Origin of the sequence: Kitasatospora griseola, assembly GCF_044999035.1 — a bacterium.
GTDB lineage: Bacteria > Actinomycetota > Actinomycetes > Streptomycetales > Streptomycetaceae > Kitasatospora > Kitasatospora griseola.
In genome coordinates this window covers 4,732,115-4,749,258 of record NZ_CP173360.1, presented here as the reverse complement: position 1 = coordinate 4,749,258, position 17,144 = coordinate 4,732,115, and the positions used below count along the sequence as shown (strand labels likewise).

The 17,144-nt window shown below is 72.5% G+C and carries 9 protein-coding genes; 5 read left to right on the top strand and 4 right to left on the bottom strand.

The features are described 5' to 3' along the window. Positions 1–120 precede the first annotated feature (120 nt). Both ACI1MP_RS21590 and ACI1MP_RS21585 read left to right on the top strand, forming a co-directional pair. Positions 121–3,177, top strand: a complete 3,057-nt coding sequence (locus ACI1MP_RS21590; RefSeq protein WP_404870815.1) for a lantibiotic dehydratase — start codon at positions 121–123, stop codon at positions 3,175–3,177. A 52-nt stretch (positions 3,178–3,229) separates the two neighbouring features. Further along, complete coding sequence (locus tag ACI1MP_RS21585; protein ID WP_380335944.1) at positions 3,230–4,570, top strand: lanthionine synthetase C family protein; 1,341 nt, start codon at positions 3,230–3,232, stop codon at positions 4,568–4,570. Between the two features lie 38 nt (positions 4,571–4,608). Here ACI1MP_RS21585 and ACI1MP_RS21580 read toward each other — a convergent pair whose 3' ends face one another. From ACI1MP_RS21580 to ACI1MP_RS21570, 3 genes are all read right to left on the bottom strand, one after another. Further along, the gene (locus tag ACI1MP_RS21580) at positions 4,609–6,402 is read right to left on the bottom strand and encodes a CHAP domain-containing protein (RefSeq protein ID WP_404869276.1); all 1,794 of its coding nucleotides are present in this window, start codon (positions 6,400–6,402) and stop codon (positions 4,609–4,611) included. Between the two features lie 113 nt (positions 6,403–6,515). After that, positions 6,516–8,618, bottom strand: a complete 2,103-nt coding sequence (locus tag ACI1MP_RS21575) for a glycoside hydrolase domain-containing protein (protein WP_404869275.1) — start codon at positions 8,616–8,618, stop codon at positions 6,516–6,518. Positions 8,619–8,732: 114 nt separating this feature from the next. Further along, positions 8,733–9,284 (bottom strand): hypothetical protein, encoded by a 552-nt coding sequence (locus ACI1MP_RS21570; protein ID WP_404869274.1) that lies wholly within the window; start codon positions 9,282–9,284, stop codon positions 8,733–8,735. 193 nt (positions 9,285–9,477) lie between these two features. On the opposite strand from ACI1MP_RS21570, the gene ACI1MP_RS21565 reads away from it, so the two are divergent. Continuing rightward, on the top strand, positions 9,478–12,390 hold the full coding sequence (locus tag ACI1MP_RS21565) for a BTAD domain-containing putative transcriptional regulator (RefSeq protein WP_404869273.1): 2,913 nt from the start codon (positions 9,478–9,480) through the stop codon (positions 12,388–12,390). 91 nt (positions 12,391–12,481) lie between these two features. Here the strand turns inward: ACI1MP_RS21565 and ACI1MP_RS21560 are convergent, their stop codons facing one another. After that, positions 12,482–13,936 (bottom strand): RICIN domain-containing protein, encoded by a 1,455-nt coding sequence (locus ACI1MP_RS21560; protein ID WP_380336044.1) that lies wholly within the window; start codon positions 13,934–13,936, stop codon positions 12,482–12,484. A gap of 771 nt (positions 13,937–14,707) precedes the next feature. Here ACI1MP_RS21560 and ACI1MP_RS21555 point away from each other — a divergent pair. Continuing rightward, on the top strand, positions 14,708–15,928 hold the full coding sequence (locus ACI1MP_RS21555; protein WP_380335930.1) for a DUF262 domain-containing protein: 1,221 nt from the start codon (positions 14,708–14,710) through the stop codon (positions 15,926–15,928). Then, positions 15,921–17,060: a DUF3696 domain-containing protein gene (locus ACI1MP_RS21550; RefSeq protein WP_380335927.1), complete on the top strand. Its 1,140-nt coding sequence runs from the start codon at positions 15,921–15,923 to the stop codon at positions 17,058–17,060. The genes ACI1MP_RS21555 and ACI1MP_RS21550 overlap by 8 nt, the downstream gene beginning before the upstream one ends. The last annotated feature ends 84 nt before the right edge of the window (positions 17,061–17,144 follow it).

Below are 17,144 nucleotides of genomic sequence, written 5' to 3'. Positions count from 1 at the left end.
GCGGTTCCCGCAGTTCCCCGCAATTCCCGCAGTTCCCCGCCGTTTCCGACCTAGAGGGGCACCACGAACGTGCGACCGGAGCAGGCCCTGTTCGAGATCCGTGAGCCGGTGCTGGTGCGGATGGCCAGCACTCCCCGAACGGGCGCCGAGGCCCTGATCGACCCGGACGACCCCGTCCCAGGTGTGCGCCGGCTGGCTGCGAGCCCGCTGCTGCGGCAGGCCGTCGAGGTCGCCAGCGGCAGCCTCGCGCTGAGCCTGCAGCGCCTCGGTGAGCCCGACGGCGCGGCGGCGCTCGGCCGCAAGCGGACCGTCAGCGCCGCTCGCACCCTGACCCGCTACGCCCGGCGTTCGGGCGGCCGGCCCACGCCGTTCGGGCTGTTCGCGGGTGTCGGCCGGGCCCGGTTCGGGGCCGCCGCGAAGTCCTCGCCCGTCGGCTCCGGCCAGGTCCGGGTGCGGTTGGACGGCGGCTGGCTGCACCGCCGGGTGCTGGCCTGGCTGGCCGTGCCGGAGGTCCGCCGCCGGGTCGAGGTGGTGCTCGACGACCTGTCCGTGCTGCGCGACGGCCGGCTGCTGCGGCAGACCGACGAGCGCGAGATCTCGGTGCGCGACAACGCGCTGGTCGCCCGGGTGCGCGAGCTGGCGGCCCGACCGGTGGGCTACGCCGCGCTGCTGGCCGACCTGGTGGAGCGCTTCCCGCAGCTGTCCGCCGAACGGATCGACAGGGTGCTGGCCGGGCTGGTCCAGCACGGCTTCCTGCTCACCTCGCTCACCCCGCACCGGATCGACGACGCGCTGCTGGCGCGGATCGAGTCCGCCGTGGACGGGGCGGTGCCGGGCGCCGCCGAGGGGCTGCGGGCCGTGCGCGCCGCCGCGGCCGTGCACGAACGCGACCGTCCCGGCGAGGGGCTGGAGTCCTGGCGGGCCCTGCTGCGCGAGGTCCGGGCGCTCGACCCGGCCGACCGGGCCGGTGAGCGGCCGCCCGTCCAGGTCGACCTGCGGATGCCCGCCGACCTGGTGCTGCCGGAGGCGATCGGCGAGGAAGTGCGCCGGTACGCGGAGGCGATCTGGGCGATCACGCCGGAGTGGACCTCGCTGGAGCACCTGCGGGACTACCGGGAGCGGTTCATCGAGCGCTACGGCACCGCGAGCGCCGTCCCGCTCGGCGACCTGGCCGACCCGCACCGCGGCCTCGGCCTGCCGCCCGAGTACGGCGGCGCGCTGCCCGCGCACGCCCGCACCGGGCCCGGCGACGACGCCGACCGGCCGCGCCGCAACGCCGTCGCCGAACTCGTCCAGCAGGCCGTGATGTCCGGCCGGGACCTGGTGCTGGACGACGCCGACGTCGCCCGGCTCGCCGACGCCGCCGGCCACACCCCGGGCAGCACCCGCCCGCCGCGCACCCTGGAGCTCTGCTTCCAGCTGCTCGCCGACTCCACCGCCGCGCTCGACCGCGGCGAGTTCCTGCTGCTCGGCAGCCCGCACATCGGCTCCTGGACGGCCGGCGCCACCGCCGGCCGGTTCGCCGAGCTGACCGGCCTGACCGACGGCCTCGCCGCGCTCGCCGCCGGGCCGGACGAGTCCACCGAGAACGCTGCGCTGCCCGTCCAGGTCGAACTGGCCCCGCGCGACCCGCGGTCGCTGAACATCGTCCAGGTCCCGCAGCTGCTGCCGCACCGCCTGCCGATCGGGGTGCCCGCCGACCGCGGCGACCCGCACTGCCTGGACTGGCGCACCCTGCTGGTCGCCGCCGGCGAGGACGGGCTGCGCCTGCTGCACCCGGAGACGGGCCGTCCGGTCGTCCCGGTCTTCCCGCACATGCTCGCCTTGGACGGGCAGGCCCCGCCGGTCGCCCGGTTCCTGTCCGAGCTGGCCGCGGCCCGCCCCCGGGTGTGGTCCGGCTGGGACTGGGCGGGCCTGGACACCCTGCCGTACCTGCCCGCCGTCCGCTACGGCCGGGTCCTCACCACGCCGCGCCGCTGGCTGCCCGGCCGCCGCCTGCGCGACGCCGCCCGCACCGCCGGGCCCGCCGCCTGGGCGGAGGGCCTGCGCGAGTGGCGCGAGCGCTACCGGGTGCCCGACCGGCTGCAGATCGCCAGCAACGACCGGATGTTCCCGATCGACCTGCGCGAGAGCTGGGACACCGAGCTGCTGCGCGCCGAACTCACCGCCCCCGAACCGCGGTTCCAGCTGTTCCAGGACCTCACCGCGGACGGCGCCGGACTCGGCTGGAACCACGGCCACAGCACCGAGATCGTCGTCCCGCTGTTCCGCACCCCCGCGCCGGAGCCCGCCGCCGACACCCGCCCGCCGCTCGCCGTACCGGCCCTGCGCACCGCCCCGACGGACATCCACCTGCCCGGCGAGGACTGGCTGTTCGCCAAGCTGTACGCCGACCCGTCGGCCCACGAGACGCTGCTCGCCGACCACCTGCCCCGGCTGCTCGTCGACCTCGACGGCGACATCGACCGCTGGTTCTTCCTGCGCTACCGCGACCCCGAACCGCACCTGCGGCTGCGCCTGCACGGCGACCCCGCCGCCCTGGCCGGCCGCGTCCTGCCGACCCTCGCCCGGCACGTCCGGAAGCTGATCGACACCGGCGCGCTGCGCACCATGGCGCTGGACGTGTACCGGCCGGAGACCGACCGCTACCTCGGGCCGGACGCCCTGCCGGACGCCGAGGAGCTGTTCCTGACGGACAGCCAGTCCGCGATCGTCCAGCTGCAGGCCCGGCGGGCGGGCGCGGCCGCGGTGCCGGACGAGGTGCTGGCCGCCGTCGGCCACGCCGTGCTGCTGGACTCGCTCGGCGACTGGGACTGGTGCGACTGGGCCGACCGCCTGTTCGACAAGACCGCCGACCACCAGGTCTACCAGCGCCACCGCGCCCTGACCGACCGGCTGATCCGCCCCGGCGACGCCGCCCGGCACGCCGCCGAACTGCTCGGCGTCCCCGCCCTGGCCACCCTCTGGACGGAGTCCTCCGCCCCGCGCGCCTTCGGCCGCAGGCTGTTCGCCGCACCGGAGGCCGACCGGGACGAGGCCCTGATGTCGTTGCTGCACATGCGCCACAACCGCCTGTTCGGCATCGACCGGGCCGCCGAGTCCCGCGGCTACGCCGTGCTGCGCGGCACGGCCCGCTCCCTGCTGGGCCGCCGGGCGCACGCCGATCGCCGGTCATGACGTCGCGTCACCCCAGTTCCACCGCCCGCCCCTTCACCACCCGGAGCCCCCGATGACCGTCACCGAACCCACCGCAAGGACGTCGTCCGAGCTGCGCGAGGCGGCCGGGGAGGTGTCCGACCGGATTCTCGACCGGTTGGCCGACCCCGCCGCGACCATGGCCGCCACCCGGATTCCGGCCGAGGCCGCCGAGGACGGGGTGGCGGAGGGGGTGTGGGTCGAGCTGACGCTCGGCAGCGGCAGTCCGGGCCTGTCGCTGGCGTTCAGCGGCGGCGCCCGGCCGCGCGCCGACCGGGTGGCGCGGGCGCACGGCTGGCTCGCCGTCGGCACCCGGGCCGCCGCCGACGGCGACACCACGCCCAGCGGGATCTTCAAGGGCCCGGGGGCGCTGGCGTTCGCCGTGCTGGTCGCCAACCGGGCCACCGGCGGCTACACCACCGCCCTGCACCGACTGGACGCCTACCAGCGGCAGTTGGTGCACACCGCGCTGCCCGCCGTGCCGGACGGGCCGCTGGCCACCATCGGCCACTACGAGGTGGTGCGCGGCATGACCGGCGTCGGCCGGTACCTGCTGGCCCGCGCCGAGACCTGCGGCGAGGAGCTGGAGAGCGTCCTCGGCTACCTGATCGAGCTGGCCCGCGGCGAGACCGAGCACCGCGGGGTGCGCGTCCCGCGCTGGTGGGCGCTGGACGCGCCGCGGATCGGCTCCGAGCACCTGATGCCCGACGGCCACCTCAACCTGGGCCTGTCGCACGGCGTCGCGGGCCCGCTGATGCTGCTCGCGCTGGCCTGGCGGGACGGCATCCGGCTGCCCGGCCACCAGGAGGCGATGGAGAGCGCCGCCGGACTGCTGCTGCACTGGGCGGTGCGCGACGAGCACGGCCCGTACTGGCCGGGCTACCTGGACCTGGACGAGTACCTGGCCGGCCCGGACGCCTGTGCGAAGCCCGCCAGTTGGCCGTCCTGGTGCTACGGGGCCCCCGGCGTCTCGCGCGCCCTGCAGGTGGCCGGGGCGGCGCTGGACCGCCCCGACTGGACGGCGGTCGCCCGCGACTCGGTGGAACGGCTGCTCACCGTCCCGCTCGACGACTGGGGCATCACCGACCACGCGCTGTGCCACGGCTGGGCCGGCGCACTGCACCAACTCGGCCGTCTGAACGAGCACTTCGAGGACCCGCGGATCGAGCGGCGGCGCGACCTGATCGCCGCCCGGCTGATCGACGCGTTCGACCCGGACGCCCCGTTCGGCCTGCGCTTCTCCATGACCGCCGAGCCGTTCGCCTCCGACGTCTCCGGCTACCTGGACGGCGCCTCCGGCGTCGCGCTCGCCCTCGACTCGTACGCGTCGGGCGGCACCCCGCACGACTGGGACATGCCGCTGCTGCTCGCCTGAACCTCCCGACAACGGGGCCGGCGGGTTGTGGTGGGGCATCAGGCGTTGGGCAGGGACGCGGTGAGGGCGGTCGGGACGCGGACCACGTCCAGGAAGGAGTAGCCGCCGTCGCCGAACTCGCTCGTGGCCATCGGACGCTTGTGGCCGTTGTTGACGACCTGCCAGACGGTGGTGTTGTCGGGCGACAGGAGCATGGTGCCGTCGGACGGAGCGGTCTTGGCGGCCGCAGTGGCCTCCCAGGCGCCGGGGACGCCGCGCAGCGGCTGCTGGTCGTAGCCGAGCGCGGTGAAGTCGGCGCCGCTGAGCGGGACGGCCTTGCCGCCGGCCATCACGTAGCGGGTGGCCTCCTGTCCGCTGGCGTTGGTGATGACGGTGCCGTTGGCCAGCGGCTTGGCGACGATCCAGGCCAGCCAGCGCTCCGGGGCGCCGGTGGTCGCGCGGTTGGCCCAGACGTCGTTGTACTCGGGGACGGTCAGCGGCAGGGCGGAGCCGTTGGCGGTGACGTACACCGACGGGTCGGCGCCCGATTCGCCCTTCAGCAGCATTCCGTCGGCGGGCTTGGCCGCGGCCGCCCGGCCCAGCCAGGCGCCGGGGACGCCCATCAGCGGGCGGTCGCTGTAGCCGTCGTTGTCCCACTCGGTGCCGGAGATGGCGGCGGCCGCGCCGCCGACCATCACGTAGCGGCTGTTGTCGGTGCCGTGCTGGTCCATCACCACGGTCCCGTCCGGCACCGGCTTGGCGGCGGCCGCCTTCAGCCAGGCGGCCGGAACGCCGACCGAGTGGCGGGCGGCGTAGTTGTCGTTGTCCCACTCGGCGCCGGTGATCGGCAGCGCGGCGCCGCCGACCATCACGTAGCGGCTGTTGTCGGCGCCCGACTGGTCCAGCACGACCACACCGACGCCCAGGGTGCGCTGCGTGGCGTCGCGCAGCCAGGAGGTGGGGACGCCCATCTGCGGCTTGGTGCTGTAGCCGCCCGAGACCCAGTCGTCGCCGCCGATGTTCAGGGCGACGCCGTCGACGACCACGTAGCGGGAGTTGTCGGTACCGGACTGGTCCATCACGACGGTTCCGTTCGGCGGGACGGCGGGCAGCGCGTTGAACGCGGCGTCGCCGACGGTGACGATCTTGCTGAGGTCGTAGTGGTCGGCGTCCACGTCGGAACCCTGGATCGCCAGGCCGGCGCCGCCCACGATCACCTTGACGGTCGGGCTGGAGGCGGACTTCACCAGGGTGCCGGCCGGCAGGCTGGACGGGTTGCTGGTGGCGCCGTTGAAGACCGGGGAGATGAAGCCGCTGATCCGCTGGCCGCTGGACGACGTGGATCCGATCCCGGCGTTGTAGATCTGGTAGGGGTTGACGGTGCCGCTCTGGTTGCCGCCGACCACGGTGATCGTGCTGCCGTTGACCGCGGTCACCAGGTTCACGTGCCTGGCCCAGTCGGTGGAGGGGTTGAAGTCCCACACGACCGCGTCGCCGACCTGCGGAGTCCGGTGCAAGGTGCCGTATCGAACACCGTAGTCGTAGAAGCTCGCGGCGGAGGGGGTCAGGTCATTGACGTGGTCGACGCCGCTTTGGCCCCAGACCCAGGCCGCGAAGTCGGAGCACCAGTCCTCGCGCTTGTGGCCCGCTCCGTCGCAGGAACTGCCGCTGTGGTTGGGGGGGAAGTACCCGATGCCACCGAGGCCGCACGGGCCCTGGTTGATTTGGCTGTTCGCCACATTGACGATGCCGGCCACGTCGGCGTGCGCCGTGCCGGCCGCGAGGGTGGTCAGGGCGCCGGCCGCGACCATGGCGGCCAGACCGGCCTTGCCGAACTTGTGTGCGATTCGCATGGTGTGGAACTCCTAGGAATGTGGACGCCCGGAGGGCCGTCCGAAACTGGTGGGGCGAACATTTGGGGGCTCGGCCGGGGCGGGCCGTGGGGCCGGCCCCGGCCGAGGGCGGGTCAGAGCGTGGTGGCGAGCACCTGGGTGGAGCCGTCGGGCATCGCGGCGACCGCCACCCGCTGGGCCGGGAAGGTCGCGGCGCCGTCGTGGCCCGCCATCGCCTGGAAGGCCGTCCAGTTGGCGTCCGTGAGCCGCACCCGGGAGTACGCCTGGTGGTCGCTGCCGATCGCCAGCACCTGCGAAGTCCCGTTCGGCAGGCCGGCGATGGCCACCTCGAAGGCCTGCATGGTCGAGGTCCCGACGCCGTCCAGCGGCGCGAACCCGGTCCAGCCTGCGTTGGTCAGACGGGTCTCGTGGTAGACCTTGCCGTCACTGCCGATCGCCACCACCTGCGCGCTGCCGTCCGGCAGTCCGGCGATCGCCACCTTGCTCGCCAGCATGGTCGGCGTACCCACACCGGCCAGCGGCGCGAAGCCACTCCAACTCCCGTTGGTGAGACGGGTCTCGTGGTAGACGTTGCCGTCACTGCCGATCGCCACCACCTGGGCGCTGCCGTCCGGCATCGCGGCGATGGCCACCTCGCGGGCCTGCATGGTCGACGTGCCGACCCCGGCCAGCGGCGCGAAGCCACTCCAACTCCCGTTCGGGAGGCGGATCTCGTGGTACACGTTGCCGTCACTGCCGATCGCCACCACCTGCGCGGTGCCGTCCGGCATTCCGGCGATCGCCACCTTGCTCGCCTGCATGGTCGGCGTACCGACACCGGCCAGCGGCGCGAACCCGGTCCAGTTCCCGTCGGTGAGCCGGGCCTCGTGGTAGACATTGCCGTCACTGCCGATGCCCACCACCTGCGCAGTGCCGTCCGGCATTCCGGTGATGGCGCTCTCGCGGGCCAGCATGGTCGGCGTGCCCACTCCGGCGAGCGGCGCGAACCCCGCCCAACTCCCGCCCCCGGAAACGATGCTGTGGTAGAGCACGCCGGCCGGCACGACGGGTTCCTGGGCCACCTGGACGTCCAGGTAGTCGGCGTCGATCTCCAACGAGTAGCCGTGGTAGCTCTCGGTGACGTTGCCCGAGTACTGGTGCACCCGCTGGTGGCCGGCCCAGTACGAGGCGGGAACCGCCGGATCGTTGGTGTCGGCAGAGCGGTTCCAGCGGGCGAAGTACACCACGTCGGGCATGGTGTGGGCGGAGACGTGGTTCGCCAGGTCGGCGATGCCACTGTCCGAGCTGCTGTAGATGGCGGAGAGGTAGCCGCGGGCGTGCAGCCGCTCGGTCCAGGCCGACTCGAAGGCCAGCACCTTGCTGCTGTAGGTCGGGGAGTACGCCTCCATGTCGTAGTAGAGGACGCTGCCCGGGCCGAAGCCGAGGGCGACCGCGTTGTTGATCGCGTCGTCGGCGGCGGCCGCGCCCTGGCCGGCCGGGGAACTGATGCCGGCGGCCTGCGGGCCCACGTACAGCGGCATGAAGTGCCAGCCTGCGGCGGCCTGTTGACTCACCCAGCCGGGGGTCAGGTTGGGCTGGGCGCAGCCCCGGTTGGAGCCGCCGATGTAGATGCCGACGGCGCGGTACGGCGAGTCGGCCATCCAGCCCGCCATCAGGGAGCTGCTGGGGGCGGCGCAGGCGTCGAAGCCCTTGCCCGTGTAGTTCGTGCTGGTCGCCGGGACGGCCGCGGCCGTCAGCGCCCCGGCCCCGAGGGCGGCGGCCTTGGCGGGCGCCTTCGCGGGGATCGCGGCGCCGGTCAGGATGCCGGTGACCAGCGCCTGGTCGGTGTCGTAGGCGGCGGTGATCCGCACCGTCCCGTCGGCGGCGGCGATCTCCCGTCCGGTGTCGTTGACGGTGGTGCCGACCGGCTCGCCGGCGGCCGGCTGGACCAGCAGGGCCTCGGTGCGGCCGATCACGTGGGACGGGCAGTCCTGGTCGGCGCCGGGGGTGCCGAGGTAGAGGGCGTGCCGGTCGAAGCGGACGCAGGTCCGGGGGTCGGCGGACAGGTCGATCACCGGCCAGTCGGCGGGGATCGAGAACGTCCGGCCCAGGTAGTCGACGTTCTTGGTGGCACCGTCGCTCGCTCCCGCCGCGAACGCGGGGACGGTTCCGAGGGCGGTGGCGGCCAGGGCCAGGGCGGTGGCCGCGGTGGCCAGGGCTCGACGGTGCGGTTTCACGGGACAGCTCCTTCTCGATTTCGGCATGGCGGTGCCGACCCGCCGACGGCGTGCGAACTGCCGTACGGGTGCTGGTCGGTGTGGGTTCTCGGTGGGGTGGTTCGGCCGGGTCGGTCAGCGCGCCGCGCGAACCGGCCGGAAATCGCCCTGGCCCGCGAAGTACGGGTACGGGACGGTACGGTGCTGCACGCCCGCCGCGGTGAACTCGTAGCCCAGGTAGGAGGTGTGCGCGTCGTCGGCCCAGTGGTCGAAGACCACCACGTGGCCGAAGCCCGCCGGGTTCAGCAGTCCGTCGCCGGGGGCCAGGTCGTCACGGCCGGCGAGCGGCGTCACCGACCCGGTGGAGAGGAGCTCGGACGGCTCCATCGACTCGGTCAGGTGCCAGGCCATCGCCGCGTAGCCGCCCGCGTCGGTCCGGTACCCGCCGAAGCTGCCCATCGGGGAGCAGGCCAGGCCCGCTCCGACCCAGCCCTGCGCCCGGACCAGCGGGTCGGACGGCGCCGGGGCGAACTCGTTGCCGAACACGCCGACCCGCGGCATCGCGCCGGACGGGTGGCAGCTGTCGCTGCTGTCGGCGTGCGCCGGCGCCGCGGTCATCAGGACCGCCGACACCCCCGCGGTGAGCAGCGCGGCGACGGTACGACGAGCGGTGTTCGAGCGAGTCACGGCAGTCTCCCTGGGCTCTTCCGGTCGGCCGGCCGCCCCACGGTGGGCAAAGCCGCCATTTCTGACTTTCCGCCAGCTGGCTTCACCTGCCGACATGAAAGAGCTTGGTTCACGCACATAATCCGCCGATAACATCGACCTAACGCGTCCCGTGGGGCCGTTGGGGGGTCGCAACGGACGTGGGGGTGGAACCATGCGGTTCGGGTTGCTCGGCAGTCTCCAGGCACACGACGGCACCCGGGACTGCCCCGTGCGCGGCCCCAAGGCCCGCACCCTGCTGGCCGTGCTGCTGATCCACGCCAACCAGCCGGTCTCGCTGGACCGGCTGATCGACGCCCTGTGGGGCGAGGAGGCCCCCAGCACCGCCGAGGCCTCGCTGCGCAACCTGGTCGCCCGGCTGCGCAAGTCGCTCGGCGACGAGACCGGCGACCGACTGCGCGCCGCCCCCTCCGGGTACCGACTCGTCGTCGCCGACCAGGAGTTGGACAGCCGCCAGTTCGAACTGGCGGTCCAGCGGGCCCGCGCCGCGCACGAGGCCGCCGACTGGCCCCGGGTGCTCGCCGAGACCTCCGCCGCCCTCGACCTGTGGCGCGGCGACCCGCTCGCCGACCTGCCGGACAGCGCCGACGGCCGGGCCCGCCGCGACCAGTGGCAGGAGAACCGGCTGCAGGCCCTGGAGTGGCGCTTCGACGCCGAACTGCACCAGGGCCGCCCCCGCGGGCTGGTCGCCGAACTCACCCGCCTGGTCGGCGAACACCCGCTGCGCGAGGCCTTCCACGGGCAGCTGATGCTCGCCCTGCACGGCGCCGACCGGCGCGCCCAGGCCCTCACCGTCTACCAGCGGCTGCGCCGCGCCCTGATCGACGAACTCGGCATCGAACCCGGACCCGCCGTCCGCGCCCTGCACGCCCGGATCCTCGCCGACCAGCCCGAACCCGCGCCCGAGGCCCGGCCGACCCGTCCGATCCCCGCCCAACTCCCCACCCCGCCCGCGCACTTCGTCGGCCGCCCGGACGAGCTCGAAGCCCTCCGGCAGGCCCTGCTGGCCGGCACCGACCGCCCCGGCCTGGCCGTGCTCAGCGGCATGGCCGGAGTCGGCAAGTCCGCACTCGCCGTCCACTGCGCCGACACCCTGCGCGGCCGCTTCCCCGACGGCCAGCTCTTCCTCAACCTGCGCGGCGCCACCGCCGGCCTCACCCCGCTCGGCCCGCACCAGGCCCTCACCGCCCTGCTGCGCGGCCTCGGCACCAACCCCGCCGACGTCCCCGACGAGGTCGACGGCGCCGCCGCCCTGCTGCGCTCCACCCTGAGCGGCACCCGCACCCTGCTGCTGCTGGACGACGCGGCCGACCTCGCCCAGGTCCGCCCACTGCTGCCGTCCGGCCCCGGCTGCGGCGTGCTGGTCACCAGCCGGACGCCGATGCTCGCCCTCGACGGCGCGGTCCACGTCCGCCTCGGCACCCTCTCCACCGCCGAGAGCATCGCGCTGGTCGAACTCGCCGCCGGCCGGGCCGGCCGCGGCCTCCAACTGGTCGGTGTCGAACACACCCACCTGGCCCGGCTGGTGGAACTGTGCGGCCGGCTCCCGCTCGCCCTGCGGATCGTCGCCGCCCGACTGACCGCCCGCACCGCCCCGTCCGTCCGCAACCTGGTCGGCCGTCTGGAGGACGACGAGGACCGGCTCGACGAACTCGAACTCGACGACCTGAGCGTCCGTCAGTCACTCGCCCTGGCCCACGAGGCACTGCGCGGCTCCGACCGCCGCCTGGACCGCCGGGCCGCCGACGCGCTGGTCGCCGTCGGCGCCCTCGACCTGCCCGAGTACTCCCCCGGGCTGCTCTCCGGCGTGCTGCGGATCAGCCCCTCGCAGGCCGGCGCCGCCCTGGACCGGCTGGCCGACGTCGCCCTGGTCGACGAGCTCGGGGGCGGCCGGTTCGCCCCGCACGACCTGGTCCGGGACTTCGCCCGCGAACTCACCGAGGACCCGGCCGACCGCACCCGCGCCGTCGCCGACGCCCTCGACTGGTACCTCGACGCCGCCGCCGGCGCCGCCCGCGTCCTCGACCCGACCCTGCACCGCCAGCGCGGACTGCCCGCCGGCAGCGACGTCGCCGACCGGGACCAGGAGAGCGCGTTCGCCTTCGGCGACGGCGAGTACACCAACCTCACCGTGCTGGTCGAACGGCTGGCCGACCGGAGCTGGGCCGCCCCCACCCTGCTCGACCTGGTCCAGGCCCTGCTCCCCTACCTGCGCGCCCGCGGCCGCACCCCGGAACTGGTGCACCTGAACGAGATCGCGCTCCGGGTCGCCCGCCGCGAGGACCGCACCGCCGCCGAGGGCCTCGCCCTGGTCGACCTGGCCAGCGCCCACTTCGACACCGGCCGCTTCGCCGACGCCCTCGACCTGGTCGACCGGTCCATCCCGCTCTGGCAGCGCACCGGCAACCAGCACCGCCTCCAGATCGCCCTGAACAACCGCGGCATGCTGCTGCAACTCCTCGACCGCCCGCGGGAGGCCGTCCTCACCCTGCACGAGGCACTCGGCCTCGCCGTCGAACAGGACGACCCGCTCAACGAGGCCCGCGCCCTGTCCGCACTGGGCAACCTGCTCGAACCCGAGGACCCCGAACTCGCCATCCCCCTGCACACCCGCAGCATCGACGCCGCCAAACGCCTCCCCGACCCGGTGCCGATGGAGATGGCCGGCCGCTGCAACATCGGCAACGCCCACCTGCGGCTGAACCGACCCGCCGAGGCACTGGCCCACTTCCGCGCCGCGCTCGACCTCGCCGAGAACGCCCCGTGGAACACCAAGCGCGAATGCCGCCTCCGCGAGATCGAGGCCCTCCGCCGCCTGCGCCGCCTCGACGAGGCCGCCGCCCTCGGCCGCCACCTGCTCGACCTCACCACCGAACTCGACGACACCTACGGCACCGGCCTCGCCGAACACGCCTACGGCCGCGTCCTCCACGACCAGGGCCGCATCCCCCAGGCCCTCGCCCACTGGCACGACGCCCTCGCCCACCTCGACACCGCCGACACCCCCGTCGTCGCCGAACTCCACACCCTCATCGCCGCCACCGAATCCACCACCGGCGCCGCCTGACGCCCCGCCGGCGCAGGGCTGTCGGGCTGCCGGACTACTGGGCTGACGGGCCGTCGGGCTGACGGGCTGACGGGCTGACGGGCTGACGGGCTCAGGCGAAGACCGTGTCCTGGACCGTCGCCAGACGCGCCTGGCCACTGTGGGCGTTGACCCAGTCGGTGATGTTCTTCACGGCCTGGTCGGTGTCGCCGGACCGCTGGTAGTCGTCGAACTTGTAGCCCGCGATGAGGCCGTCCACGCCCGCCTCGCCGAGCAGCCGGCCGGCGCACGAGGCGGCGCCGGAGGAGGAGCCGATGGTCCAGGAGAAGACTCCTGTCAGGTAGCCCGCGTCCCGGACCGCCGTGCTCTGTTTCAGGCCGGCCACCTTGTCGCTGCCGTCGTTGCCGCAGGTGCCGACCGCGGTGGCGAAGATCGCGGAGCCGTCGTCGACCAGCCGGTGCTGGAAGTCGACGCCGCCGCCGTTGTAGGAGAAGGCGATGTTGGCGTCCTGGTACGTCCCGGTGACCATCACCCCCTCGGACCGGGTGAGGCCCTGCTTGAGGTCCGCCCAGAGCGTCCGCTGGTCGTTGTCCCAGGTCACCTCGTAGACCACCTGGATGCCGTTGGCCACCAGCTTGTCCCGGGCCAGCGCCTTCAACGTGCCGAGGTCCCGGTTCTCGGGGTGCTTGATGTCGATCCAGACCAGCGTCAGGTTGCGCCCGGCGCGGCGCTGGGCGGCCATCTCGTCGAAGATCGCCGAGACCCGCTTGCGGCCCACGTTGCCGCTGTCGACGTTCTCGGAGGCCGGGTTGCCGACGTCGCAGGCCACCCACTCCCAGTCGTCGACGAAGCAGCCGCCGTACGCGTGGTTGGCGGCGTCGACCTCGATGGCGTTGTATCCGGCGTCGAGGGCCGAACCGACCCGGTCCGCGGAGTTGAGGTTGTGCGCGATCGCGTAGATCGGGCGCAGCCGCGACCCCGGCCACGGCTGGGCCGCCTGGCGCCCCAGCCGCTGCGCCGGCCTGTCGTGGCAGCTCCAAACCTGCAGGGGATTGCCGTTGCGGAAGTCGTCGTTCGGGACGTCCAGGCACTTCCCGCTGCCCGAGTTGACCAGCTGCCGGCCGCCGGAGGCCGCCGGTTCGTCGCGCCAGACCTGCGCGGGCGTCCCGTTGCAGTCCCACTGCCAGACGGCGGTGCCGTCCGCCGAGCCGCCCCACTTGACGTCCAGGCACTTGCCCGTGGCGACGTCCACCCACGACACCCCGCCCCCCACCGGCCGCGAAATCCACCGCTGTGCACCGGAGTTGTTGCACCCCCAGATCTGGATCGCGCTCCCGGTGACCGGCGAACCGTTGGGCACGTCCACACACCAGCCGCTGAGCGTCAACGACTCCGCATAGCTGTACGGCAGTTGTCTCGGCGTCGGGGGCGTCCCCGAGCCACCCGGGGGCGGCGGCTCGTTGCAGGACGGCGGCGGCTCGGGGGCGTTACAGGGACTGGCCGCGTGCCCGGCGGGCGCGGCAGCCAGGAACGAAGCCACCAGCGCCAGGAGTGACACGACCGCCATCGGGAATCTGCGTGACATCAGGCCTCTTTTCCACATGAAGAGTCTGTTCGGCCATGCGCACAGGAGCGGCTGCGAAGCCCGCTCGCACGGGGAAGCACCATCCCGCCGACCGTACGTCCGCCCCATTGCCGTCGACTTGCCACCCACTCAACGGGCACCCCTCCGCCCGACGGCCCCAGACACAGAAACGCCCCGAAGCCACTCCCGGCCCCGGGGCGTCCACCCTCCACAGGCCCTCCGGCTCGCACTCGAATCCGAGCCCCCTGTCGGGTTCGAACCGACGACCCCCGCTCTACAAGAGGACCGAGGTGCCTCACGGTCCGCCGCTGACAGCCCCGAGCTTTACCCCCGCCGCAGGTCAGATGGCGTATGCCTGATCGGGTGGTCACTGGCTTTCACGAGACTTCACGGTTCGTGTGTCCCCACCACGTCCCCACCTGCTCGTGGCGCCGAGCTGCTTTCCAGCTCCACTGGCACGATCGCCAAGCTGGGCCCTGACACAGAAAGGTCCGAGGGCCCGACCTCCAAGGTCGGGCTAACCGACGTCCAGGCTCTGTCGATGACCAAGAGCGAGGCCGGTCAAGTACCGATAGCGCAGCCTGGGTGTTCGCCAAGGCCTCACCCGCCCGCGACCCCGAGTCGCCAGCACGTATCCGATCGATTTGGCCCGGCTGCAGCGCGCGGTCGGGCTAAATTACGTGGAACGACTCCGGGGTCGAGCCTGGTGGCAGCGCGTTACTGAGCAGCACTGAGTGCCAACGAGGATGGATCATGACAGACAGCAACGGTTCCTCGGGCAGGAAGTCCCGGCACCCCGTCCCGGACGCACTCTTCGCATTCGACGAGCCGGGGGCTCAGCTCCCTGTCGAGTTCGACGACGGCGGCAAGAGCTCCGGCGTCGAGTCCGAGGACATCGGTGAGCAGATCGCCAGCCCCTTCGATCCCAGCAAGATCGAAGTTCAGACCCGCACCCCCACGGTCTCGCTCCTCCTCAATCGCATCCGGCGCGACACCATCGACCTCGCCCCGGACTTCCAGCGCCGTGCCGGCATCTGGACAGCGAAAGCGCAGAGCAGGCTCATCGAGTCGCTTCTGCTTCGGATCACCCTGCCGACGCTCTACGCCGCCGAGGTGGACGAGGAGTCATGGGCGATCGTCGACGGCGTCCAGCGCCTTAGCACCATCGCGCGCTTCGTCGACCCCGCCGCTGTCGGCGCCGACCCACTTGTCCTTACCGGCCTGGAGTACCTAACCGAGTTCAACGGGCACTCCTTCGCCGACCTGCCAGGCCGCCTTCAGACCCGGATCGAGGAGACCGAACTCGTGGTCCTCCTCATCCGTCGTGGCACACCGGAGGAGGTGAAGTTCAACATCTTCGCCCGCATCAACACGGGCGGCCGTCCGCTGACCCGTCAGGAACTGCGGCATGCGCTCATTCCGGGCCGGGCCCGCACCTTCCTCTACGAGCTCGCCAACACTAGCCCCTTCCTAAGCGCGACGTCCTACAGCGTCTCCCCCGAACGGATGTCGGACCGCGAGATGTGCCTCCGGTTCCTGGCCTTCAGCCTCAACTCTCCGGATTCGTACGCATCGCAGGATTTCGACGGATTCCTCCGCGCCGCCATGCATGAAATCAATACATTGTCCCCGGACGAGCTTTCCAGCTTGGAGGACCGTTTCCTCCACGCCATGGATGCGGCCAAACGGATCTTCGGGATTCACGCCTTCCGGAAGCGATTCCCGGGATACAACCGCCGCTCTCCGGTCAACAAGGCGCTGTTCGAGACCGAATCGGCATGCCTGGCCAACCGGACCCCCGCCGAGATCCGCGTGCTTGCTGCCCGCCAGTCCGTCGTGGAGGAGAAGTTCATGGAACTGATGGACGACCCACTCTTCGTCGGCGCAGTGTCGGCCGGCACCGGCGATGTCGGAAAAGTCAGGCTTCGATTCCGCGAAATGGACCGGATCTTCCAGGAGACGCTCGATGCTTGAACATATCGACATCACCAACTTCAAGGCATTCGCCCGCCAGGACATCACTCTGGCCCCGTTCACGCTCCTCACCGGACTGAATTCCTCCGGGAAGAGCACTGTTCTGCAGTCCCTCGCGCTCCTCCGCCAGTCCTACGAGGCGGGGCTCCTCCACCTCCACGACGACGGCGGCGGCTTCCTCCTCAACGGCGAACTAGTCGAACTCGGCACCGGTCAGGACGTCCGGCACGACACGTACGTACGGCACGAGTCGAACGTCGCGGACGACCGCACCATCGCACTCGCCGTCACCTCCGACAACACCCGCTACGAGTGGAGTGCCGCCTACGGCCGTGAAGACGACCTGCTGAGGATGACCGGTTGCCCGATGGGCCCGGACGCCCAGGACGCGGACGAGTGCTCGCTCTTCCAGCCAGGATTCCAGTACCTCAAGGCCGACCGCATCGTCCCAGCCGCCAGCTATCCGCGTTCCCACCAAGCAGCCGTGGGGCGTGGCTTCCTCGGCTCTCGGGGCGAGCACACCGTCAACTTCCTGCGGGCTCACCAGGACGACCCCGTCGCGGCCGGCCCCCTCCGACTCGACGACGACCACTCCGCCTCCCTCCTCTCGCAGACCGAGGCGTGGATGCAGCGGCTCTGCCCAGGCGTCAACCTCCAGGCCGTGGGCATCGACGGGACTGACACCGTACGACTCAGCTACGGCTTCGGCTCCGGTGTCTCCGCTTCGAACCGCTACCGTCCCACCAACGTCGGCTTCGGGCTGACCTACGCCCTGCCGATCGTCGTCGCCTGCCTGTCGGCCCAGCCGGGTTCCCTGATCCTTCTGGAGAACCCGGAGGCGCACCTCCACCCACAAGGACAGACCTGGCTGGCATACCTCGCCGTGGCCGCAGTCGCCGCTGGGGCTCAAGTTCTCCTCGAGACCCACTCCGACCACGTCCTCAACGGGTTGCGCATCGCCGTGAAGGACGGGCGCATCCCTGCCTCGTCCACGGCCGTCCACTTCTTCCGGCGCCACGCACTGACCGCCCAAGTGATCAGCCCTGCCATGGGCGACGACGGCATGCTCTCCGAATGGCCGGCAGGGTTCTTCGACGAGTGGGAGAACTCTCTGGAGAAGCTTCTCGACTAATGTCCGGCGTCGCGTTCCAACAGTCGATCCTCAACAGAAACCCCGGGGTGGGAGTGTCCCTGACACTGTTTCTCAACGAGCTGT